Origin of the sequence: Cloacibacillus sp., assembly GCF_020860125.1 — a bacterium.
Lineage (GTDB): Bacteria > Synergistota > Synergistia > Synergistales > Synergistaceae > Cloacibacillus.
On sequence record NZ_JAJBUX010000093.1, the window covers coordinates 41325 to 64326 of the forward strand.

A 23002-nucleotide genomic window follows, 5' to 3' on the forward strand; every position below is an offset into this window, starting at 1 on the left:
CAGCTCCGCCGGCAGCGTTACGGCTTTTTAAAGGAATTTTTTATTTAAGCTCCGCGCCCCGCGACCGCGTCCACTCGAACATCGCGATGCTCGCGGCGACGGAGGCGTTGAGCGAGCCGGTCGTTCCCTGCATCGGGATGAAGCGGATATCGTCGCAGGCCTTAGCCACGGCGTTACCCAGGCCTTCGCCCTCCGCGCCGACGACGATGGCGCTGCGCGGCGGCAAATCCCCGCGGAAAAGCGTCTCGCGCCCCTCCATCGCCAGCCCCGTAACCCAAAAGTCCGCCTCCTGCAGCATCTTTATCGTCTGCGAAACGTTGCCCACCTTCACGACCGGCAGCCGCAGCGCCGCGCCGGCGCTCGTCTTCACCACCGTCCCGGTGGGCAGGCAGCCGCCGCGTTTCGGGATCATCACCGCCGCGGCGCCCGCGGCCTCCGCGCTTCTGATGACGGCGCCGAGGTTATGCGGGTCCTGCAGGTGGTCGCAGAGAAGGATAAGCACCGGAGACGGCGCGGCCGGCAGCGAGGCGAGCAGCTCCTCCGGCTCCCACAGCTTCATCTGCGCGGTGTAGGCCGCGACTCCCTGATGGTTCTCACCGTCAGTCAGCCTGTCGAGCGCCGCGCTCTCAACGTTCTGGAATATTATCCCGTTCGCGCGGCAGAGCTCCGTGATCTTCGCCTTTATGTGCGGCTGGGCGCTCTTCGCGAGAAGCACCTTCATGCAGCGTTCGGGGTCTCCCTCCAGCAGCGCGATCACCGGGTTGCGTCCCCAGCAGATATCGCCCGCCGGCGCGCCCTCCGACCTCTTGTCAGCCCTCTCCTCGCGGCCGTGTCCTCTTCTTCTGTTATCGTTCGTCATGACCCCTCTTCATCTCCTCAAAAAACTGCGCCAGATACTTGGAGGTCGGCCCCTTCGCGCGCGCCACCTCTTCCGGCGTGCCCTTGGCGATCAGCCTTCCGCCGCCGCGGCCTCCCTCCGGCCCCAGGTCCATTATATAGTCCGAGGAGGCCAGCACGTCAAGGTTATGCTCGATCATAAGCACGGAATTTCCCTGCTCGACAAGTTTATGGAGCAATTTCAGCAATTTCTTGACGTCGGTGTAGTGCAGCCCGGTCGTCGGTTCGTCAAGCAGATACAGAGTGTTGCCGCGGAACTTCTTGCCGAGCTCCGTCGCAAGCTTCACGCGCTGCGCCTCACCGCCGGAGAGCGTCGGCGCGGGCTGTCCCAGCCTGATATAGCCAAGTCCCGCCTCCTGTATCACCTTCAATTTATTCGCGATGCGCGGTATACCCGAGAAGTGCTCGATCGCCTCGTCTACGGTCAGATCGAGGACGTCGGCGATCGAAAGCCCCTTGTAACGGACCTCGAGCGTCTCGCGGTTATACCGCTGTCCCTTGCAGACGTCGCACTTTACATAGACGTCCGGGAGAAAGAGCATCGAGACCTTGATCACGCCGTCGCCGTTGCAGGCCTCGCAGCGTCCGCCCTTCACGTTGAAGCTGAAGCGTCCCGGCTGATAGCCGCGCAGCTTGGACTCCTGCAGTTCGGCGTAAAATTCCCGTATCGGTGTGAATACCCCCGTATAGGTCGCGGGGTTGGAGCGCGGGGTACGCCCGATCGGGCTCTGGTCGACAAGCACGATATTGCGCAGCGATTCGTAGCCGCTCACCGATTCAAACTTGCCGGGACGTTCGCGGTAGTCCTTGTCAAACTTTCCGCGCAGCCCCTTATAAAGGACCTCGTAGAGGAAGGTGCTCTTGCCGGACCCTGATACCCCCGAAAGCGCGGCGAATACATTAAGCGGGATATCGATATTGAGCTTCTTGAGATTGTTCTCCCTGGCGCCGCGCACCTTGATCATGCCGGAGGGCTTCCTGCGCTCCGGATGAGGACGCCAGGTGCCGTCGGCCTCGCCGCGCAGGTAGAGCGCCGTACTGGAATCGCCGCGCATCACCTCTTCGGCGCTGCCGTTGGCGATCAGCTCGCCGCCGTGCTCTCCCGCGCCGGGGCCAAGCTCGAGAATGTGGTCGGCGGCGGCCATCGTGTCGCGGTCGTGCTCGACGACGAGCACGGTGTTGCCGATGTCGCGTATCGCCCTCAGAGTGTCGAGCAGGCGGTTCGTATCGCGCGGATGAAGTCCGATCGTCGGCTCGTCGAGCACGTAGAGCACGCCCGTCAGCTGCGAGCCGATCTGGGAGGCGAGCCTGATCCGCTGGCTCTCCCCGCCGGAGAGGGTGTCGGCGCGGCGCGAGAGGCTGAGATAACCGGCCCCCACGTCGTTGAGGAATGAGAGCCTCTTGCGCACCTCGACCAGCGCGATGCCGACGATCTTCTGCTCCCGTTCGCCGAGCTTGAGCTCGTCTAGCACCGTTATTAGCTCGTCGATCGGCATCTCCGTTATTTCGCCGATGTTATAACCGCCGAGAGTTACGGCGAGCGCCTCGGGCTTGAGCCTCATGCCCTTACAGGTAGAGCAGACGTCCTCCACGAGATAGCGCCCCAGCTCTTCTTTGTAATTCTCCGATTCGGTCTCGTTATAGCGTTTCTCGATCCAGGGAATAAGGCCGATATATTTACCGTTGTACTCCCAGTCGCCATTTTTTTTATCGCTGAATGTGAGCTCAAGGACCTCGTCGGAGCCGTAAAGCAGCTCCTGACGCACCGCCTCCGGGAGTTCTTTGAAGGGTTTGCCGATATCCCAGCCCTTCTTCTCCGCGAGCTTCTCCGCCTTATGCACCATATATTTCATGCTCTTCCAGGGGATAAAGCCGCCATCGCCGAGCGGCAGCTCGGGGTTCACCGCAAGCTCCGCCGAAAAGTGCGAGTGAAAGCCGAGACCGCCGCAGTCGGGACAGGCTCCGAAGGGCGCGTTGAACGAAAAGAGGCGCGGTTCGATATCGGGAAGGCTGATCTGGCACTCGGGACAGATATACTTCTCCGTAAGCTCCCGGTCGGCGCTTCCCTCGGAGACGAGCAGGATAAAGCCGTCCGAGAGCTTGAGCGCCATCTCTATCGCCTCGCTTAGGCGCGAGCGGTTCTCCTCCTTGACGCGCATGCGGTCGATGAGGCACTCAATGGTATGCCGCCGCTTCTTGTCCAGCTCCACCGCCTCTTCAAGCCAGTAGAGCGTGCCGTCGATGCGCGCGCGCATATACCCCTGCTGGTGCAGCTTGAGCAGCAGGTTCCGGTATTCTCCCTTCTTGGCCTTGACCACCGGGGAAAATATCTCCAGCGGTCTGCCGTCGTATTCCTGATAGATAAGGTCGATTATCTCGTCGACGCTGTAACGGTGCACCTCGCGGCCGCACTTCGGGCAGTGCGGCGTACCGGCGCGCCCGTAGAGCAGACGCAGATAGTCGTATATCTCGGTGACCGTTCCCACCGTCGAACGGGGGTTGTGGTTGGAACCCTTCTGTTCGATCGATATCGCGGGGGAGAGCCCTGAGATATCGTCCACATCAGGCTTATCAGACATTCCGAGAAACTGCCGCGCGTACGAGGAGAGCGACTCCACATAGCGCCGCTGCCCCTCGGCGTAGACCGTGTCAAAGGCCAGCGAAGACTTGCCCGATCCGGAGGGGCCCGTTACGACGACAAGCTTATTTTTTGGGATATCTGCGTTTATGTTTTTGAGGTTGTGCTGTCTTGCCCCGGTGATTCTTATTTCCTGTTCCAATCGGATTGCCGCCTTTCAGTCTCTGTATATCGTCTCTTAATTGGGCCGCCATTTCGAAGTCAAGCTTCTCCACGGCCTCCCACATCTTTCTTTCAAGCTCCTGGATATCCTGCTCCCGCACCTCTTCGTTGGGGGTGGCGGCGCGCATGCCCGCGTAGCTGTCCTCATTGTCGCTGAGCAGTTCGTCGGGCAGCAGGTTTTTCACGGATTTGATGATCGTCTTCGGTTCGATGTGATGCTCCTCGTTGAAGGCGGACTGCACCTCACGGCGGCGCGCTGTTTCTTTCATCGCCAAATCCATACTGTCCGTTATCCTATCGGCATATAATATCACTTTTCCCGCACTGTTGCGAGCGGCGCGGCCGATCATCTGTATCAGAGAGCGATGCGCGCGCAGATAGCCCTCGCGGTCGGCGTCAAGGATCGCCACCAGCGAGACCTCCGGCAGGTCGATGCCCTCGCGGAGCAGATTGACCCCCACAAGCACGGCAAAGACGCCGAGACGCAGATCGCGAAGCAGCTCCGCACGCTCGAAGGTATCAAGCTCCGAGTGTATATAACGGACCTTGATGCCGAGCTCCGCCATATATTCGGCGAGATCCTCGGCGGAGCGCTTCGTCAGCGTCGATACCAGCACGCGCTCGCCGCGGTCGACGATCGGACGGATCTCCGCGAGCAGGTCGTCGACCTGCCCCGTCGCCTTATGCACCTCGACCGCCGGGTCCGGGATGCCGGTCGGCCGTATCAGCTGCTCCACCACGTGGTCAGAATGTTCAAACTCATAATCGCCGGGAGTGGCGGAGATAAACAGCGCGTTTTTCAGCGCCGGCTCATATTCATCCCAGCGCAGCGGCCGGTTGTCGAGACAGGATGGCAGGCGGAAGCCGTGCTGCACCAGGACCTCCTTGCGGGCGCGGTCGCCGTTGTACATGCCTCGTACCTGCGGCAGGGTCATATGCGATTCGTCGATGAAAAAGAGCGCGTCCTGCGGGAAGAAGTCCAGCAGCGTACCGGGGGGATCTCCCTCCTCGCGCCCGTCAAGATATCTTGAATAGTTTTCTATGCCGGAGCAGTAACCGACCTCGAGCAGCATCTCAAGGTCGTACTTGGTGCGCATCTTCAGCCGCTCGGCCTCTAAATACTTGCCCTCGCTCGTAAAGCGTGCGCAGCACTCCTCCATCTCCTGCTCGATAACGCCCGCCGCCTTCTGGATCGCGTCGGTGCTCGTCACGTAATGCTGCGAGGGGAAGATACCGACCTTCTCTTTCCGGAGCAGGCTCTTTCCGGAGACAGGGTCGATCTCGTCAATCCGCTCTATTTCGTCGTCAAAGAAGGATATCCGCAGGGCAGTGTCGCTGTAGGCGGGGAATATCTCCATCGTCTCACCCCTGCTACGGAAGGTCCCCGGCACAAGCGATACGTCGTTGCGTTCATAATAATTCTCGATGAGGCGCAGCATAAAGGCGCGGCGCTCCCACCGCTCGCCCTGCGCGAAACGGAAGATCGCGTCTTCGTAGTTCTTCCTCTTTCCCAGTCCGTAAATGCAGGAGACGCTTGCGACGACAATAACGTCGCGCCGCTCAAGCAGCGACTTGGTGGTCGCGAGCCGCAGCTTTTCGATACGCTCGTTGACCGAAGAATCCTTTTCTATATAGACGTCGGAGGCGGGTATATAGGCCTCCGGCTGATAATAATCATAGTAACTGACGAAATAATTTACGGAATTCTCGGGAAAGAACTCCTTGAACTCGCTGTAAAGCTGCGCCGCGAGAGTCTTATTGTGAGCCATCACGAGCGTGGGGCGGTTGAGCTCGGCGATGACGTTCGCCATCGTGAAGGTCTTGCCACTGCCCGTGACGCCGAGAAGCGTCTGACGCATCCCGTCACGTTCGCGAAAACCGCGCACGAGCTTCTCCACCGCCTGCGGCTGATCCCCAGACAACCCGAAGGGCGCGACCAGTTTAAATTTATCCTCTGCCATCTTTTTCCTCTCTTAATTTGCACATTAGATATTTTTATCTAAAACCGTTCTATTTTAACACAAATAAACGCTTGAGACCATTTAAGATAATCTATTATAACAGGACAAACGCGTAGATGTCAGCAGTCCATAATTGTTTCCATAAAGACATATCGTCCGTGCGGCTGCGCGATGTGCGCCCCTGCGCATATAGAAAACGAGCCGCCCGTACGGGCGGCTCGACAGGTGATGTTATCTTTCTTCGTCTATCGGGGCGTTGAAGTTCCCCGAATCGGCCTCCTCGATGTCGGGCACCTGATGGATGACCGCTTCGGCGTCCGGAGCGTCGCCGCTCTCATTTTCCTTATCCTTATCTTCCGGCTTATCCCCGCCGTCCTCCGGCTTATCCTCCGCGGCGCTCTCGCCGGGATGCTCCTTCTTCGGATATCCGAGAAGCTCGTCAAGCTCGTCGCCCTTGAGTATCTCCTTCTCAAGCAGCAGACGCGTGATCTCTTCCAGCCGTTCGCGGTTCTCCGTGAGTATCTCCTTCGCCTTGTTCATGCTGCCGTCTACTATCGCGCGAATCTCGAGGTCTATCGTATGGGCGACCTCTTCGCTGTAGTTGCGGTCGTCGACGATATCGTGGCCGAGGAATACCTCGTGCTGTTTGCGGCCAAGCGTCACCAGGCCGAGCTTGTCGCTCATGCCGAACTGCGTCACCATCTGGCGCGCGATCTGGGTAGCGCGCTCAAGGTCGTTGGAGGCGCCCGTCGTCACATCGCCGAAGCAGATGGATTCGGCGACGCGCCCGCCGAGCAGGACGCAGATCTTATCCGCGAGCTCCTGACGCGAGATGAGGAACCTGTCCTCTTCTGGAAGCTGGAGCGTATAGCCGAGCGCCATATGCCCGCGCGGGATGATCGAAATCTTGTGCACCGGGTCGGAGCCCTTTATCTTCGCCGCGACGAGGGCGTGCCCCGACTCGTGGTAGGCGATTATTTCGCGCTCTTTCTTGCTGATTATACGGCTCTTGCGTTCCGGCCCCGCCATGACGCGGTCGATAGCCTCTTCAAATTCCGGCATGCCGAGCATTTCCTTATCGCGCCGCGCCGCGAGTAGCGCCGCCTCGTTGACGAGGTTCGCCAGGTCGGCGCCGACAAAGCCCGGCGTACGGCGCGCGATGACGTCGAGATCGACGTCGTGCTCTATCTTCATATCACGGAGATGGACCTTGAGGATATCGCGGCGTCCGTTGACGTCGGGACGGTCCACCACCACCTGGCGGTCAAAACGTCCCGGGCGCAGCAGCGCGGGGTCGAGAATGTCGGGCCTATTGGTAGCGGCGATGAGGATTATCCCCGAACCTGCCTCAAAACCGTCCATCTCGACAAGCAGCTGGTTCAGCGTCTGTTCCCGCTCGTCATGGCCGCCGCCGAGTCCGGCGCCGCGGTGGCGTCCGACGGCGTCTATCTCGTCGATGAATATTATGCAGGGCTGATACTTACGGGCCTGTTCAAAGAGGTCACGGACGCGCGCCGCGCCGACGCCGACGAACATTTCCACAAAGTCCGAACCGCTGATGCTGAAAAAGGGGACGTCGGCCTCACCGGCCACCGCGCGGGAGAGAAGGGTCTTTCCCGTTCCCGGAGCGCCGAGCAGAAGCACGCCGCGCGGCACCTTAGCGCCAAGCTTCGTGAACCTAGCGGGGTCCTTAAGGAACTGCACGACCTCTTCAAGTTCCTCCTTCGACTCGTCGCAGCCCGCGACGTCGGCGAAGGTCACCTTTGGACGGTTGTCAAGGAACAGCTTGGCCTTGCTCTTCGCAAACCCCATAACCTTGCTGCCGCCGCCCTGCATGTTGTAGATGAAGTAGATCCAGACGCCGATCAAAAGAAGCGTCGGCAGGAGCGACGTCAGAAGCGCCGTGAGCCACGAATTCTTCGGCGGCGGCACGACTTCGACCTCGACGCCCTTCTCCGCCACTATCGAGGGAAGCGTCGCCGCGTCAAGAATATAGGTCGTGAACTGCTTGCCGGACTTCAGCGTGCCGGTAAGCTGCTCGTGGTCGATCTTGACCTTCGTCACGTTTCCGCTGTTTACCTCGCTCAGGAAGGTGCTGTAGGGCATCACTTCGCTCTGTGTGGTTTTTTTAGCGCTGTCAGGGCCCAGGAACACATTGACCAGGCTGACTACCAATACAATGAGGACGATATACATCCCCACGTTTTTAGAAATTTTCTTCAATATCCATTATCCTCGCTTTCTATTTCTATGCTTTCCTCTTCTTTTCAAAAATAAAACCGCCCGCGCCCTCCGTCAGTCCAGAGGCTCGGCGATATGCACGGCCGGAAGGTGGCGGAACTGTCCCGCGTAATCCAGGCCGTAACCGATGACAAATTCATCGGGAATGGTAAAACCGGTATATTTGACATCCACATGCTGTGTGCGGCGCTCGGCCTTGTCAAGCAGCACGCAGATCTCCAGCGACTCGGGTCCGCGCTCACGCAGAAGCTTGCCGATATATGAAAGCGAAAGTCCCGTGTCAAGTATATCTTCAACTATTATCACATGCCTGCCGTGGATATCCGTGCTCAGATCCTTCTGGATCTTGACCACGCCGCTGCTCTTGGTAGAGACGCCGTAGGACGATATGGCAAGGAAATCAAGCTGGGCGTCGACATCCGGCCCTATCTCGCGGACAAGGTCGGAGAAAAATATCACGGCCCCTTTGAGTACGCAGACGAAGACTACCTTCTTTCCCCTGTAGTCCTCACGAATCCTTGACCCGAGCTCCTTTACCTTCCTGCGAAGCTCCTCTTCCGAAAGCAATACTCTGCCTATTCTATACTCCAAAATTGAGCACTCCCTTTAGGGCAATAAATTGCAGCTTACAAACAATTAAGAATAATATCATATTTCGTATTATCTCGCCCACCATGGAAGCCTATTTTCGCAGGTATTTTTGCTAAAAATTTTCCCCGCCTTTATATCGGCCCGATGAAGCCAGCCGATACCGCGTTCCGAATAGCAGACTTCGATGTCGCGCGCCCACTGGAAACGCCAGCATCCGCCGCGCCGCACAAGTCCGGCGAGCTCGTTCGTGCGCGCGCGTGAAAGCGCGGGCAGCGAAAGCTCCGCTCCCTGAAGGCGGAGCATCTCGGCGAGGGTAAGCTCCGGCAGCTCCTTAAGCCCGCAAGTCCGCCAGGCGGCAAGCGCCGGCGGCTGATTAAAGGCGATCTTCGATATTTCCCCGCGCGCCGCGCTCTCCTTGGCCTCCACCTCGGCGCTCACCTGCTTCGCGAGGCCGAGCATCACGCCCTCAAAACCGGAGTTGAGATTCTCCTTTATCCAGGGGATGAGTATGTTTCGCACCTTGTTGCGGGTGTAATCCGATTCGTCGTTGGTGAAATCATCGCGCCAGGGAACGCCGTTTTCCCGCAGTATCCGACGCAGCTCTTCGCGGCTGAAGTCGATCACCGGACGCACGATATTGCCGCGCACCTCCGGTATGCCACGCAGCCCGGCGAGCCCGCTGCCGCGCGCAAGGTTCATCAGCTGGGTCTCCACCACGTCGTCTGAGTTGTGGCCGACGGCAATATAGGGCAGTTCAAGCCGCGCCGCCGTCTCATAAAAATGTTCGTAGCGCGCGCGCCGCCCCGCCATTTCAAAGGACTCTCCGCTCTCGCGGCAGTGGTGGACGTCGGTGACCTTGACGGCACACTCTATCCCCCAGCTCTCGCAGAGCTCCCGCACAAATATGGCGTCCTCATGCGAGCCGCCATCCCGGGTACAATGATCGAGATGCGCCGCCGCCAGACGCCCTTTAAAAAAATTTTTCAGCAGCCAAAGCATCGCCACGGAATCGCCGCCGCCCGAAAGGGCGCAGACGATGCCGGAGGCCTCCGCCCACCCCTGACGCGAGGCGGCGGCGAGAAACTTTCGCCTATAATCCATCGGCGGCCTCCGCCGCCCTCTTTCCGTAATCGCACCACGCCGCGAGTGTACAGTGGGCGCAGTCGGGCTTTCGCGCGCTGCATATGCCGCGGCCGTGTTCGAGGAAATTCAGGTGGCCGCCGCGAAAACGCTCCTGTGGCAGCGTCGCCTCCAGCAGCGCCTGTATCTTATCCGGCGGATTCTTCTCGTCGGCCCAGCCAAAGCGCTTGCTGAGGCGCGTGATATGCGTGTCGACGGGAAACCCCGGCAGTCCGAGATCGAAGCATTCGACGATCGCCGAGGTCTTCGGCCCCACGCCCGGCAGCGAAGTCAGGTACTCGCGCACCTCCGGCTGCCGCCAGCCGCGGAGCTCCTTCAGCGTATAGCCGCCGAACCGCTCCTTCACCGCCGCCAATATCTGCTGGATGCGGGCGGGCTTCGTGCTGCTCATCCCCGCGATGCGCAGCACCTCCTTAAGCTCCTCAAGGTCGGCCTGCGCCACCTCGTCCCAGGAAGAATAGGTGGCCTTCATCTTCGCGAAAGCCTTGTCGCGCAGCTTGTCGTTGGTATTCTGCGAGAGTATCGTCAATATCAGGTCGTCAAGCGGCTCCTCATACCAGAAGTCGGACGCGGGACGCGCCTCGTTTCCGTAGAGTGCCTCCAAGCCGTCAAGTATCTCCTGTACATGGTGGATGACGGCCATCATTCCGCCTCTTTCGCCACAGGAGCCTCTTTGTCTTTGCTCTCCGCCGGCTCCGTCTTTTTCTTTCCCCGCTTTTTAGGCGGGTCCACACGGTCCGTCATGACCTTCTTGTAGCGGAAAGAGCGCTCGAGCCACCCCTCAAGAGCCGCCTGCACGCGCCCATGGACGCTCTTCTTTGGATACTGCCCCTTCTCGTCCATGCTTCCCGCGGGGATGCCCGTAAGTATCTCTATCCCCTCGTCTATGCTCGAAATGCTCCAGATATGGAACCTGTTTTTCCTCACCGCCTCCGTCACCTCATGGTTCAGCATGAGATGCTGCTCGTTCTGAACGGGAATGATGACCCCCTGCTTTCCCGTGAGGCCGCGCGCCTTGCAGTAGCGGAAGAAGCCCTCTATCTTCTCGTTGACGCCGCCGATCGGCTGAATGAATCCCATCTGGTCGACGGAGCCGGTGACCGCGATCCCCTGATTGAGCGGGATACCGGCGATCGCCGATATCAGGCAGTAAAGCTCCGTGGACGAGGCGCTGTCGCCCTCGATCCCGCCGTAAGTCTGCTCAAAGGCGATACGGGCGCTGACGGAGAGCGGGAATTCCCGCGCGTACATCCGCCCGAGATAGCTCGTGAGTATCATCAGCCCTTTGTTGTGTATCGGGCCGGTCATGCTCACCTCTCGTTCGATGTTGACGACGCCCTCCGCCCCCATAAATACGTTGGCGGTTATGCGTACCGGCGAGCCGAAAGAATGGTCTATCAGCTGCGAAACTGTGAGGCCGTTTATCTGACCTACGACCTCGCCCTCGGTATCGATGCGGATGACGCCCTTGCGGTACTCATCAAGGACCTTGTCCTCCCACATATCGGCGCGGAATACCTTCTCCTCAAGGGCCTTGCGCACATGGTCGACGCCGACGAGCTTCTTGCCGCCGGCCTTCGCGCAGGCCGTCGACTCGACCAGGATCTCGGCGATCTTATTAAGCTGTGTCGAAAGCTTGTTCCGGTCCTCCGCGAGACGCGAGGCCCATTCGATGACCTCGCCGACGGCGGCCGCGGTAAAGTTGAGCCGGCCCTCGCGCGCGACGAAGCCCGCGACGAACTGCGCGATCTGATACTCGCTCTCGGCGGTGCGCGGCATCTCCGAGTCAAACTCGGCCTTTATCTTAAAGACCTTCTGGAACTCGGGGTCATATATATTGAGCAGATAGTAAAGGTAGGGGGTGCCTACGATCACCACCTTCATATCAATCGGTATAGGCTCCGGACGCAGCGAGGATACCGGTATATAACCGAGCTGCTCGCCGAGATTCTCTATCGAGAGTTCACGGTAGCGCAGGACTCGCTTCAGCACATCCCAGGACATAAACTGGCGCAGCAGCTCGTCGGCGTCCAGCAGCAGGAAGCCGCCGTTCGCGCGGTGCATCGCGCCGGGGGTGATGCGGCGGAAATCCGTATAAAGATTCCCCTGCCGGTTTTCATAATCCACCTTGCCTACGAGGTTATAGTAAATCGGGTTCGTCTCACAGATCACGGGTGCGCCGTCGTGCGGATTGTTAGAGATGAAGGCGTTCACCTCGTAGCGGGAAAAGTCGACCTCGGCGGCGTCGTCGCGCACGGCGGCGAGGAATACGTTGAAATTGGCGATAAGATCCTCCGTGAGGTCGTCGAGCCACTTCGCGAGCTTTTCGTTAGGCATGTGCTTGCCGCGCAGCTCCGTAAGAATGGGCGCGATCGCCACCCGGCAGATCTGACTCTCCAGCTCCTTGATCTTCTCCTTGAGCTCCTTTTCCCACTCGCGGATGAGACGCAGCTTCTCCAGCGTCTTCTGCGAGATTTCCTCGGAGACCTTCTGCAGCGCCTCCTGTTCCGTTTCCGAAAGCTTTTCAAACTCCTCCTGCTGCATCTCGCGGCGGACGAGCTGTTTTTCTCCCTCTTCTTCCTTTTTCTCGGCTTCGCCCTGTCCATCCTCATTTGAGGGCAGCGGCGGCGCCATTATCAGCGGCAGGTTGACAAAACCCTGCGGCGTGCGCTTGATCGCGAAATCCTTCGATTCGGCCCACTTCCGCAGCTCTTCCATGATCGCGTTGACCTCGTCCTGGAAGGACTTCACCAACTGCGCCTTGTTATCCTCGAATTCGTTGTTGTCGAAGGCCTTCGCGAGCGCCGTCTTGAGATCCTCGATCGCGTCCTCGGCGTCCTTCGCAAGCTCGCGCCCCTTGCCGGCGGGCAGGTTGATCGCCAGCGGCAGGCTCGGGTCGTCGAAATTATAGACATATACCCAGTCGTCCGGCGCTGGCATATCGGCGGCGGAGCGTTTCAGCTCCTCCAGCGCGTAGGTGGTGCGGCCGCATCCCGGCTCGCCTACCATAAAAATGTTATAACCCTTGCTCTGCACCGAGAGGCCAAAGCCGACGGAACGCACTGCGCGCTCCTGTCCGATCAGCCCCGTGAGCTTGTCCAGCCCCTTTGTCGTCTTAAAGCCAAGGGCCTCCAGGTCGGCCGCGCGGCGAAGTTTGTCGGCGGAAAGTTGTTTATCCTTTATGAGAGACATTAAGCTCCTCCTGATCATTTTCGGTTTTAAGTTCAAAGAAATGCCCGCCCGCGGCCCGCCAAGGGCAGGCTCCTGCGGCGCGGACACCGCAACATGCCTAATCTATAACAAATGTTAATATTAGTCAAAGGGAAATTTTCTCATTGAGCCTTAGCGGTAAAAAAATATTGTTATATTTATAAAAAGTACGGACAAAAATAAGGAGAACAACCAAAGCTGTCCTCCTTTTCGATCTCGATTTCTTTTATAAAATATTGATAATATAAAGAAATACTGCTGAAGTTAGATTTTCTCTACGTCGGAAGCATGGGGACCCTTGCTGCCCTGGGTAATCTCGAAGCTTACTTTCTGACCCTCATCAAGTGTTTTGAAACCGTCGCCCTGGATAGCGCTGAAGTGGACAAATACATCGTTGCCTTCGTCAGTTGTGATGAATCCATAACCCTTCGTTGCGTTAAACCATTTTACTGTGCCGTTGCTTTTCAAGGTGTTGCCTCCCAACAGGAAATATTTATAGCATCGGCTTGCGCCGACTTTTATACTTTATACTTTAATGCACAGCTTGTCAAGGTCATTTACTTAATTTTCAGCTTATTTAGCTATTTTTCATGAAGCTAAGTAATATTTCTGAACCAACGAATCATAAAGCCCGTAATATTTAGAAATTATAATTATAGTTTAAAAACAGGCGATTTATTCTTCTGTGGAAAATGCTTAGAAAAATTTCTCATAAAAGTACCGTTAAAACTATTGTTTGATGTTAATTGATGTATTATAATATCTCCGTAACATCAGTATTGGTTAAATGTAGTTCCCAGGAGGGATATATAGATATGGATATGAATAAACTGACACAGAAATCACAGGAGGCCTTCTACGAGGCGCAGAATATCGCCGTCCGCCACGGACATCAGGAGGTGGACGCCGAAAATCTTGCGCTCGCGCTGCTGCGGCAGGAGAACGGGCTCATCCCGCGCCTCTTCGACAAAATGAACATCCCGGTGGAGAGCCTCGCCGGCGCCATTGAAAACGAGCTCAACAAGAAACCGCGGGTATCGGGGGCGGGACAGGAGACGGGCAAGATATATGTCTCTCAGCGCCTCTCCAAGATCCTCGTCAGGGCGGAGGACGAGGCCAACGGACTAAAGGACGAATACATCTCCGTCGAGCACCTCTTCCTCGCGATACTCTACGAGACAAAGGGCGCCCCACTCGGCAGGATCTTTGAGACCTTCGGCATCACCCCCGAAAAATTCCTCAAGACCCTCTCCGAGGTGCGCGGCAATCAGCGCGTCACCAGCGACAACCCCGAGGACACCTACGACGCGCTGGAAAAATACGGGCGCGACCTCGTGAAGGCGGCGCGTGAAAACAAGCTCGACCCCGTCATCGGACGTGACGAGGAGATACGCCGCACCATCCGCATACTGAGCCGCAAGACGAAGAACAACCCCGTGCTCATCGGCGAGCCGGGCGTCGGCAAGACGGCCATCGCCGAGGGGCTCGCGATCCGCATCATGCGCGGGGACGTGCCGGAAAACCTCAAGGACCGCATCATCTTCGCGCTCGACATGGGCTCCCTCATCGCGGGCGCCAAGTTCCGCGGCGAATTTGAGGAACGCCTGAAGGCCGTCCTCGACGAGGTGAAAAAGAGCGAGGGACGCATCATCCTCTTCATCGACGAGCTGCATACCATCGTGGGGGCGGGCAAGACCGACGGCGCGCTCGACGCGGGCAACATGCTCAAGCCGCTGCTGGCGCGCGGAGAACTGCACTGCATCGGCGCGACGACGCTTGAGGAATACCGCCAGTACATCGAGAAGGACGCCGCCCTTGAACGGCGCTTCCAGCCGGTCATGGTGGAGCCGCCGAGCGTCGAGGACACGGTATCCATCCTGCGCGGCCTCAAAGAGCGCTTCCAGGTGCACCACGGCGTAAGGATTCAGGACAGCGCGCTCGTCGCGGCGGCGACGCTTTCAAACCGCTACATCACGGACCGCTTCCTGCCCGACAAGGCCATCGACCTTATCGACGAAGCCTGCGCGATGATACGCACGGACATCGATTCCCTGCCGACGGACCTCGACTCTGTCAACCGCCGCGTAATGCAGCTGGAGATCGAAGAGGCGGCGCTGAAACTCGAAAAGGACAAGGCGAGCAAGGAACGGCTCGACGCCCTCCAGAAAGAGCTTGCCGACGCCAAGGAGCACGCCAACACCCTGCGGGCGCAGTATGAGGTAGAAAAAGAGAACATCGTTAAAATACGCTCGATGCGCGAAGAGATCGAAAAGGTGCGCCACCAGATAGACGAGGCGGAGCGCAATTACGACCTCAATCTCGCCGCCCAGCTCCGTTACGGCACGCTCAGCAAACTTGAGGGAGACCTCAAGATAGAGGAGGAAAACCTCAGCGGCATCGAAGGCGGCGGTCCGAAACTGCTGCGCGAAGAGGTTACGGAAGAGGAGATTGCCGAGATCGTCGCGAAATGGACGGGCATCCCCGTCACGCGCCTTGTAGAGGGAGAGCGCGAGAAGCTGCTCCATCTCGACACGGTGCTCCACGAGCGCGTCGTCGGACAGGACGAGGCCGTCAACCTGGTGGCCGACGCCGTCCTGCGTGCGCGTTCCGGCATCAAGGACCCGAAGCGCCCGATAGGCTCCTTCATCTTCCTCGGCCCCACCGGAGTCGGAAAAACAGAGCTGGCGAGGGCTCTCGCGGAATCGCTCTTTGACTCCGAGGACAACATCGTGCGCATCGACATGTCGGAATACATGGAAAAGCACTCCGTCTCCCGCCTTGTGGGAGCGCCTCCGGGATACGTCGGCTACGAGGAGGGCGGACAGCTCACAGAGGCGGTGCGCCGCCATCCCTACTCCGTAGTGCTCTTTGACGAAATAGAGAAGGCACACCCAGACGTATTCAACATCATGCTGCAGATCCTTGACGACGGACGTGTGACAGACAGCCACGGGCGCACGGTGAACTTCAAAAACTGCGTCATCATCATGACCAGCAACATCGGCGCGCAGATACTGATCGACGGCATGGACGACGACGGCAAACTCGCCGAGGGCGCGGTGGAAGAGGTCATGGGGCTTATGCGCACGAAATTCCGCCCCGAATTCCTCAACCGCGTGGACGAGATGATATGCTTCAAACCGCTGACGCTGAAGGACATCCGCCAGATAGTGCGCCTCATCCTCAGGCAGCTCGAACTGAGGCTGCATGACCGCAATATCAACCTCGAACTTACCGACGGAGCCCTCGACGTCTGCGCGAAAAATGGCTATGACCCCATCTACGGGGCGCGCCCGCTCAAACGCTACGTCCAGAAGGCCCTCGAGACGTCTATCGCGCGCGCCATCATCGCTGGAGACATCCGCGACGGCGGCACGATCCACGTCGTCGAAAAAGACGGGGCGATCGACATGCGGTTCGAGAACCACAAAACCGACTGATAAAGGCCGGTATCCGGCAGGAAAATCAGGGTAAGCGCATCAAGTCTTTTGAAGAATATTGCGCAGCCCGTGCTGCCGGACGGCGGCATTTTTCGCTTTCACATGGCAGTGGAAGGCCGCGGTGAACATTTACAGAAGGGAAACCGCAGCGTTTTTCTTAATATCCGTAAAGTAATTTACGGCGAACGTTGCGAAAGCGATAAAAATGACGCCGCCCGGCGGCATGGGCGCAGACGGATAATTTTCATGCTTTTACCCTGGCAGGAAGATAAACCGGGTGTAAAAAGCCCGGTTTTTATTTATAATATCCAACGTATTATCATTAAGGAGGAAATTTTATGGCTGAAAAAATGGAATTCCAAAGCGAGGCTAAACAGGTCCTGGAGTTGATGATCAACTCCGTCTACTCAAACCCCGACATCTTCGTGCGCGAGCTGATATCGAACGCCTCCGACGCGATCGACAAACTGCGCATAGAGAGCCTGAGCCGTCCGGAGCTCGCCGAATACGCGAAAAACGGACGCATCGACATCACGATAGACAAAAAGGCGGGGACGCTCACCATCTCCGACAACGGCATCGGCATGGACAGGGACGACCTCGTCTCATTCCTCGGCACGATCGCGCGCAGCGGCACCGGCGAGTTCATCCGCGCGATGCAGGAGGCCAAAAACGGCGCGAACAGCGACCTCATAGGGCAGTTTGGCGTCGGCTTCTACTCGAGCTTTATCGCCGCCGACCGCGTCACCGTCGAGACGATGAAGGCTGGCGGCAGCGAAAGCTGGAAGTGGGAATCGACCGGCGACGGCACCTACACGATCGACGGCGGCAGCCGCGCGGGCCACGGAAGCTCAATCACCCTCCACATGAAAAAGGAGGAGCAGTCGGGCGACGACCACGACATCACGAAAGATTACCTCTCGGAGTGGACGCTGCGCGGCATCATCAAAGAATACTCCGACTTCGTCACCTATCCGATCTACCTTACCGACGTTGAGAAGGAAAAGAAAGAGGATGAAAAAGAGGAGCCCGTCAACTCAATGAAGGCTCTCTGGACGCGCCCGCAGAAGGACATAAGCGACGACGAGTTCAACGACTTCTACCGCCACATCTCGCACGACTGGGAAAACCCGCTTGAGCGCATATACTACAAGGCGGAGGGCACGAGCGAATTCCGCGCGCTGCTCTTCATCCCCTCGCGCCCGCCGATGGACCTCTTCTACCAGGACGGCAAACACGGGGTACAGCTCTACATCCGCCGCGTATTCATCATGAACGACTGCAAAGAGCTGATCCCCGAATACATGCGCTTCATCAAGGGCGTCGTGGACTCCGAGGACCTCTCGCTCAACGTCTCGCGCGAGATGCTCCAGCAGGACCGCCAGACGGCGCAGATCAAGAACAGCCTCGTAAAGAAGATCCTCGACACCCTGCACAAGATGCGGAAGGACCAGCCCGACAGCTACAACAAGTTCTGGCAGACCTTCGGCGTCGTCCTTAAAGAGGGCATCATCTCCGACCTGCGCCACCGCGAGGATATCATGAAACTTTGCCTCTTCGACGTCTCGGAGGGCGACAAGACGACGCTTGAAGATTACCTCATCAACATGCCCGCGGGTCAGGACAAAATATACTACCTCGCCGGTTCGTCGCTCAAAAACCTTAAAAACTCCCCGAAACTTGAGGCCTTCAAAAAGAAAGGCATCAAAGTGCTGCTCCTCGGCGACCCCGTGGACGAGATATGGGTAAACCACGCGCGCAAATTCGACAAATACGACTTCGTCTCCGCCGCCGCCGAAAACCTCATGCTGCCGGAGGGGGAAAAAGACGAGAAAAAAGACTCCGAGATCGAAAAGAGCGGCCTCGTGAAAAAGCTTAAAGATGCCCTCGGCTCGCTCGTGGAGGACGTCAAAGTCTCCGACCGCCTCGTGGATTCGCCGGTCTGCTTCGTGCAGAAGGGCGAAGAGATATCGCCGCAGATGAGGAACCTCTTCCGCTCGATGGGACAGGAGGTCCCCGAAGAAAAGCGCGTCATGGAGATCAACCCAGACAACGCCCTCATCAAAAAGATCGCCGACGAGTCGGAGAGGGAAAACTTCAACGCCGAAGACTGGTCGCACCTCCTCATGGGCCTCGCCTCCATCGCCGACGGCGAGCCGGTGCCCGACGGACAGCAGTTCACGAACCTCGTCAGCAAACTGCTGGAGAAATAAACGCCCCGGCGGTTGCGCCATGCGCTCCGCAAAAGGCCGCGCCGCCGCGTAAGACGATAGACATCGGCGCGAAAAAAACCAATAAAAAACTCCCCCGCTCCGCACAGGTACGGGGGAGATTTTTTATTGGCCCTTTCGCTATCTTATCCACATCGAGCGATGGCCGGCGTCCAGAATATCGCCGCGCACCTCGGCGCTGAAAAAACGCCGCAGCCCCTCCGTTAAAGCGTCAAGCACATTCTGGGCAGTATCCTGCGGCAGTTCTCCAAGTATCTCCGAGACAAAAAAGATATTTCTACTCTCAGGCGTGATGATAGCGTGCCGCGACTGCTTCCAGACGAAGTGCCGCGTAACGATCATGCCGCCGTCGGCGTAGCTCACCTCGCCGGGCGGGATATCGACGCCCGCCTCTCCGTTCAGCGCCGTAAAAGAGTCGCCCTGACGGGAAAGACGCAGCGCAAGCCCCTCCCGCAGCGCGTCAATGTCAAAGCCTCCCGCGGGAACCAGATAACTGAGCGAGACCGCGTTATAAAAATCGACGAAGGGGTGGATGCTGAAGGGGCTCTCGCTCTTCCCCGCGCGCCGCGTCAGGGCCTCTATCGAGCTGGGAAAATCCTTTCGCGGCGCTCCGGCCCCCTTCATCCGCTCGCTCCACGGCTTGATAAAGGGGTGCGACTGCGGGTTGCCGTAGGCCTTGGACGCCGCGGCGGCGTTCCGCCAGCCCTCGCGGAGAAAGGCCGTCACCGGCTCGCTGTCGGTGGGAACTGACATCCCCTCGGCAGCCGCGACGACCAGCCTCATTCCCGGAAAATAATCAAAAATACCGGCTTCGATAGAAAAATCCACGGCGTCATTCTCCTTTCAAAGAAAAACTCTGATTAAATCATTTTATCGGTTAAATCTATAACATATATTCCTACCGTTTTTTACATATAACATAAAACTCCGATGCCGCCTAGCACTCGCCGCCTATCTTCAGCTTACCCTGCGCGACCGGCAGCCAGTAGCGCAGATAGAGCATCGAGGCCGCCGCGAATACCGCGAGGCCCATGACGCGGAAGGTGTTGCTGACCCCCAGATATGGCGAGAAACAGCCGTAAACGAGGGGGCTTATCATCCAGCCGGAGTCGATGACGAGCAGCACAAGTCCCGTAGCCTTAGGATGATAGGCGGCGGGCAGCATATCGCCGACAAGCGCGAGATCCGTGGGAAAGCCGATCCCGATCCCAACGCCGAATAAGAGCCCAAAGAGTACGAACATTGAGGACGTCGAGCTGAAAGACAACCCCAGCAGCGCGAATCCCATCAGCGCCGCCGCGGGCGCGGCTAGCCTCACGCGCGGGATACCCGCGATCAGCCGGAAACCCACCGTGCGGATGAGCACCGCCGCAAAGGCGCTGGCGATCATAAAATAAGAGACGGAGACCGACCTGGCGTTCGCGAGCGAGGCCATAGAGATCATCATCGCGTCGGCCAGCGACATCGTGGCGGCGGTAAAGAGCAGCGCCTTGACCCCCTTGACCTTAAAGAGATCGGAATAACGCCCCCACTGCTTCTCGGCCTTGCCAGAATAGCTGAGGTCCTTCACAAAGCAGCTCACCGCCGCGCAGGCCAGCGCCGTCAGCGCGGGAAACCAAATATAAAGCTCGTTGAAATTATGATGCAGGAGCCATTCGCTAAAAGGGACGACCGTCGCCAGCGGCAGCATCGAACCGGTGGTAAAGAGCGCGAAACCGATGCCGCGCGACCTCTCGTCCAGCAGGATAGACTGCGCGGCCACCGTCGCCACCACAAATACGCTGACGCTGACGCCGAGCATCGCGCGGAAAAAGAGCAGCAGAAGCGGACTGTTCAGCGAAAGGGCGATCCCCGCCGCCATCGCGACGCAGAGAAGCGAACTGCCGATCAGCGAACGCCGGATATCGAGCCGCTCCATCACCACGCTGCCGATGGGGCGGCAAAGCAGCATGACCATATAAAAGATACTCAGAAAAAGCCCTACGGCCTGGGGAGAGGCCCCCATCCGCTCATAAAAGGGGCCGAACAGGAAATAAATATTCGTGACGCAGGTGATGCCGTAATATGCCAGGAAAATCAGAAATATCTGGCGGTTGTCCTTCATATTCTCTCCTCCTGCCTTCAAAAAAGGCGCCCTCCGCAAGAGGGCGCCTGAAAACACTTCGTAAACGGGGCTACTCTTCCTCTTCTTTGCGCTCCTGGGCCGCCTGTTCGATGACCTTCTTCGCGATATCGCCGGGGACCTCTTCATAATGGCTGTACTCCATCGAGAAGGAGCCGCGTCCCGAAGTCATCGAGCGGAGGATGATCGCGTAGCGGAACATCTCCGAAAGCGGGCACTGGGCCTTCACTATCTGGAGCTTGCCTTCGCTGTCGATGCCCATGATGCGTCCGCGGCGGCTGTTGAAGTCGCCCATGACGTCTCCGAGGCACTCCTCGGGCACCGTGACCTCGACATTCATCACCGGCTCCATAAGGATCGGGTTCGCCTGCTCCATACACTTCTTGAAGGCGATCGAGGCCGCTATCTTAAAGGCCATTTCCGAAGAGTCAACGTCGTGATACGAGCCGTCGAAGATCGCGCAGGAGAAGTCCGTCGCCGGATAACCCGCGAGGAATCCGCGCGCCGCCGCCTCGCGGAGACCCTTCTCCGCCGCGGGGATATAGTTCTTCGGCACCACGCCGCCGACCACCCTGTCGATGAACTCGATGCCCGCGTTCTTATCGAGCGGCGCGAGCTCAAACCAGACGTCGCCGTACTGGCCGCGTCCGCCGGACTGCTTCTTGTGCTTGCCCTGGGCGCTGGCCTTCTTCTTTATCGTCTCGCGGTAGGGCACCTTCGGCGTGCGGGTGTCGAGATCCACCTTATAGCGCTCCTTGATCTTCGAGAGCATGATATCGAGGTGCATATCGCCCATACCGGAAAGCACCGCGTCGTTCGTCTCCGGGTTCTTCACGAACGAGAGGGTGCGGTCCTCCTTGAGCATCTTCGTGATCGCGTTGCCGAGCTTGTCCTCGTCGGCGCGGCTCTTCGGGAAAACCGCCACGCTGTAGACCGGCTTCGGGAACTTTATCGGGCGGAACTGCAGAACCTCGCCCTTGACGCCGAGCGTATCTCCGGCGATCGTGCTCTCCAGCTTCGGAATGGCGACGATATCGCCGAGGACGATCTCCTTGCCCTCCGTGCTCTCCTTGCCCTTCATGAAGCGGAAAGAGCTGATGCGCTCCTCCTGGTCCTCTGTGACATTATAGATTGTCTGGTCGCTTGTGAGATGTCCGGAGAAGACCTTCACGAACGAGAGCTTGCCGACATAGGGGTCGACCATCACCTTAAAGACGAAGGCGAGGAAGGGGCCGTTCTCGTCGGGCGGGATATTGACCACCTCTTCGCCCTTCAGCGCCGCGCGGTGCAGCATATCCTTCGGCGATGGCATATACTCCACAATCATATCCATCAGCTGCGGCACGGCGATATTGGCCGAGCCCGAACCGGGGATGATCGGATAAATCGAACGGGCGCAGACCGCCTTGCGCAGGACGCCGAGCAGCTCCTCCGTGGAGAGCTCCTCTCCGTCGAGATAGCGCATCATCAGCTCGTCGTCGGCCTCCACGGCGCGCTCAACCAGCGTCTCGCGGGCCGCGGCCACGGCGTCGGCCATATCGGCGGGCACGTCGCCCTCCGTATACTCGCTGCTGCCGTCGCCCTTGTACATATATGATTTTCCGGTGAGGACGTTTACCACACCTTTGAATTCAAGCTGGCTGCCGATCGGCAGGTATAACGGCACCGCGCGGTCGGAAATATTTTCCTGTATATCTGCTACGACATTGTCAAAGTCGGTATTTTCCCGGTCAAGTTTGCTGACGAAAAATATTGCGGGCGTCTCAAAAGTCTCTGCGAAGTCCCATACGCTCTGCGTCTGCACCTCAACGCCGGAGGTGGCGTTCACAAGAACGAGGGTGCCGTCCGCGACGCGCATCGCGCTGCGCTGCTCGCCGACGAAGTCGGCGAAGCCCGGCGTATCCAGTATATATAAGGTCTTATTCTTATATGGAATCGTGGAAAGCGAAGTGCTGATAGAAATGCCGCGCTTCTGCTCCTCCGAGTCAAAGTCGGAAACGGTATTCTTATCTTCGACCCTGCCCATGCGCGAGATCAAGCCCGCATCAAAGAGAAAAGCCTCGTTAAGTGTGGTCTTTCCCGCGCCTCCGTGTGAAATGAGTGCGATACTGCGAATGTCTTCCGGTTTACGTGTCCCCATTACTTTCACTCCTTCTTTGCTGTTGAAGCTTCATATAAGGTTATCGCATTTGACCCATTGATGATACTTGTAATGTTAGGTTACGTCAAGAAAAAAGAGCTTCCGGCGGCGGCGCGCGCCCCCCAAAAAGAGACCGCTGTTTTAACATAGACGGCGCCACGAGCCTCCAGGGCCGCTGGTTTGGGGGGGTTTTGGTGTAAAAAAAAAAGGGGGGGGGGGGGGGGGGGGG

Annotated in this window: 15 protein-coding genes; 3 read left to right on the forward strand and 12 right to left on the reverse strand. The window is 58.3% G+C overall.

Going from position 1 to position 23002, the window contains the following annotated elements:
* Positions 1–40: 40 nt before the first annotated feature.
* From rlmB to LIO98_RS11850, 9 genes are all read right to left on the reverse strand, one after another.
* On the reverse strand, positions 41–859 hold the full coding sequence (gene rlmB, locus LIO98_RS11810) for a 23S rRNA (guanosine(2251)-2'-O)-methyltransferase RlmB (RefSeq protein WP_291957325.1): 819 nt from the start codon (positions 857–859) through the stop codon (positions 41–43).
* A complete protein-coding gene (uvrA, locus tag LIO98_RS11815) occupies positions 846–3677 on the reverse strand; it encodes an excinuclease ABC subunit UvrA (protein WP_291957328.1) in 2832 nt (943 codons plus the stop codon). The genes rlmB and uvrA overlap by 14 nt, the downstream gene beginning before the upstream one ends.
* A complete protein-coding gene (uvrB, locus tag LIO98_RS11820) occupies positions 3601–5658 on the reverse strand; it encodes an excinuclease ABC subunit UvrB (RefSeq protein WP_291957331.1) in 2058 nt (685 codons plus the stop codon). The genes uvrA and uvrB overlap by 77 nt, the downstream gene beginning before the upstream one ends.
* Positions 5659–5889: 231 nt before the next feature.
* Positions 5890–7881 (reverse strand): ATP-dependent zinc metalloprotease FtsH, encoded by a 1992-nt coding sequence (ftsH, locus tag LIO98_RS11825; RefSeq protein WP_291957334.1) that lies wholly within the window; start codon positions 7879–7881, stop codon positions 5890–5892.
* A 72-nt stretch (positions 7882–7953) separates the two neighbouring features.
* Positions 7954–8490 (reverse strand): hypoxanthine phosphoribosyltransferase, encoded by a 537-nt coding sequence (gene hpt, locus LIO98_RS11830; protein ID WP_291957336.1) that lies wholly within the window; start codon positions 8488–8490, stop codon positions 7954–7956.
* Positions 8491–8559: 69 nt separating this feature from the next.
* On the reverse strand, positions 8560–9591 hold the full coding sequence (gene tilS / locus LIO98_RS11835; protein WP_291957339.1) for a tRNA lysidine(34) synthetase TilS: 1032 nt from the start codon (positions 9589–9591) through the stop codon (positions 8560–8562).
* Positions 9581–10276, reverse strand: a complete 696-nt coding sequence (nth, locus tag LIO98_RS11840) for an endonuclease III (RefSeq protein WP_291957341.1) — start codon at positions 10274–10276, stop codon at positions 9581–9583. The genes tilS and nth overlap by 11 nt, the downstream gene beginning before the upstream one ends.
* Positions 10273–12822, reverse strand: coding sequence for an ATP-binding protein (locus LIO98_RS11845; RefSeq protein ID WP_291957343.1), 2550 nt, complete (start codon positions 12820–12822; stop codon positions 10273–10275). Before LIO98_RS11845 ends, nth begins: the two co-directional genes overlap by 4 nt.
* A gap of 282 nt (positions 12823–13104) precedes the next feature.
* A complete protein-coding gene (locus LIO98_RS11850) occupies positions 13105–13308 on the reverse strand; it encodes a cold-shock protein (RefSeq protein WP_291957345.1) in 204 nt (67 codons plus the stop codon).
* 347 nt (positions 13309–13655) lie between these two features.
* Here LIO98_RS11850 and clpB point away from each other — a divergent pair, with 347 nt between their 5' ends.
* The 3 genes from clpB to htpG are packed head-to-tail and all read left to right on the forward strand — an operon-like array spanning position 13656 to position 18493.
* Positions 13656–16280: an ATP-dependent chaperone ClpB gene (clpB, locus tag LIO98_RS11855; protein WP_291957348.1), complete on the forward strand. Its 2625-nt coding sequence runs from the start codon at positions 13656–13658 to the stop codon at positions 16278–16280.
* 48 nt (positions 16281–16328) lie between these two features.
* Positions 16329–16670: a hypothetical protein gene (locus tag LIO98_RS11860; protein ID WP_291957351.1), complete on the forward strand. Its 342-nt coding sequence runs from the start codon at positions 16329–16331 to the stop codon at positions 16668–16670.
* The gene (gene htpG, locus LIO98_RS11865) at positions 16619–18493 is read left to right on the forward strand and encodes a molecular chaperone HtpG (RefSeq protein WP_291957354.1); all 1875 of its coding nucleotides are present in this window, start codon (positions 16619–16621) and stop codon (positions 18491–18493) included. The genes LIO98_RS11860 and htpG overlap by 52 nt, the downstream gene beginning before the upstream one ends.
* A gap of 138 nt (positions 18494–18631) precedes the next feature.
* On the opposite strand, the gene LIO98_RS11870 is transcribed toward htpG, so the two are convergent.
* The 3 genes from LIO98_RS11870 to fusA all read right to left on the reverse strand — a co-directional run bounded on the left by LIO98_RS11870 (position 18632) and on the right by fusA (position 22773).
* Positions 18632–19339 (reverse strand): phenylalanine--tRNA ligase beta subunit-related protein, encoded by a 708-nt coding sequence (locus LIO98_RS11870; RefSeq protein ID WP_291957357.1) that lies wholly within the window; start codon positions 19337–19339, stop codon positions 18632–18634.
* A 109-nt stretch (positions 19340–19448) separates the two neighbouring features.
* Positions 19449–20615, reverse strand: a complete 1167-nt coding sequence (locus tag LIO98_RS11875) for an MFS transporter (protein ID WP_363304358.1) — start codon at positions 20613–20615, stop codon at positions 19449–19451.
* A 70-nt stretch (positions 20616–20685) separates the two neighbouring features.
* Positions 20686–22773, reverse strand: a complete 2088-nt coding sequence (gene fusA, locus LIO98_RS11880; protein WP_291957364.1) for an elongation factor G — start codon at positions 22771–22773, stop codon at positions 20686–20688.
* Between the last annotated feature and the right edge of the window lie 229 nt (positions 22774–23002).

Bases quoted from the DNA above. Each gene is read 5' to 3' on its own strand.
- rlmB (WP_291957325.1), bottom strand. From the start codon at position 859: ATGACGAACGATAACAGAAGAAGAGGACACGGCCGCGAGGAGAGGGCT.
- uvrB (WP_291957331.1), bottom strand. From the start codon at position 5,658: ATGGCAGAGGATAAATTTAAACTGGTCGCGCCCTTCGGGTTGTCTGGG.
- tilS (WP_291957339.1), bottom strand. From the start codon at position 9,591: ATGGATTATAGGCGAAAGTTTCTCGCCGCCGCCTCGCGTCAGGGGTGG.
- nth (WP_291957341.1), bottom strand. From the start codon at position 10,276: ATGATGGCCGTCATCCACCATGTACAGGAGATACTTGACGGCTTGGAG.
- LIO98_RS11845 (WP_291957343.1), bottom strand. From the start codon at position 12,822: ATGTCTCTCATAAAGGATAAACAACTTTCCGCCGACAAACTTCGCCGC.
- clpB (WP_291957348.1), top strand. From the start codon at position 13,656: ATGGATATGAATAAACTGACACAGAAATCACAGGAGGCCTTCTACGAG.
- htpG (WP_291957354.1), top strand. From the start codon at position 16,619: ATGGCTGAAAAAATGGAATTCCAAAGCGAGGCTAAACAGGTCCTGGAG.
- LIO98_RS11875 (WP_363304358.1), bottom strand. From the start codon at position 20,615: ATGAAGGACAACCGCCAGATATTTCTGATTTTCCTGGCATATTACGGC.
- fusA (WP_291957364.1), bottom strand. From the start codon at position 22,773: ATGGGGACACGTAAACCGGAAGACATTCGCAGTATCGCACTCATTTCA.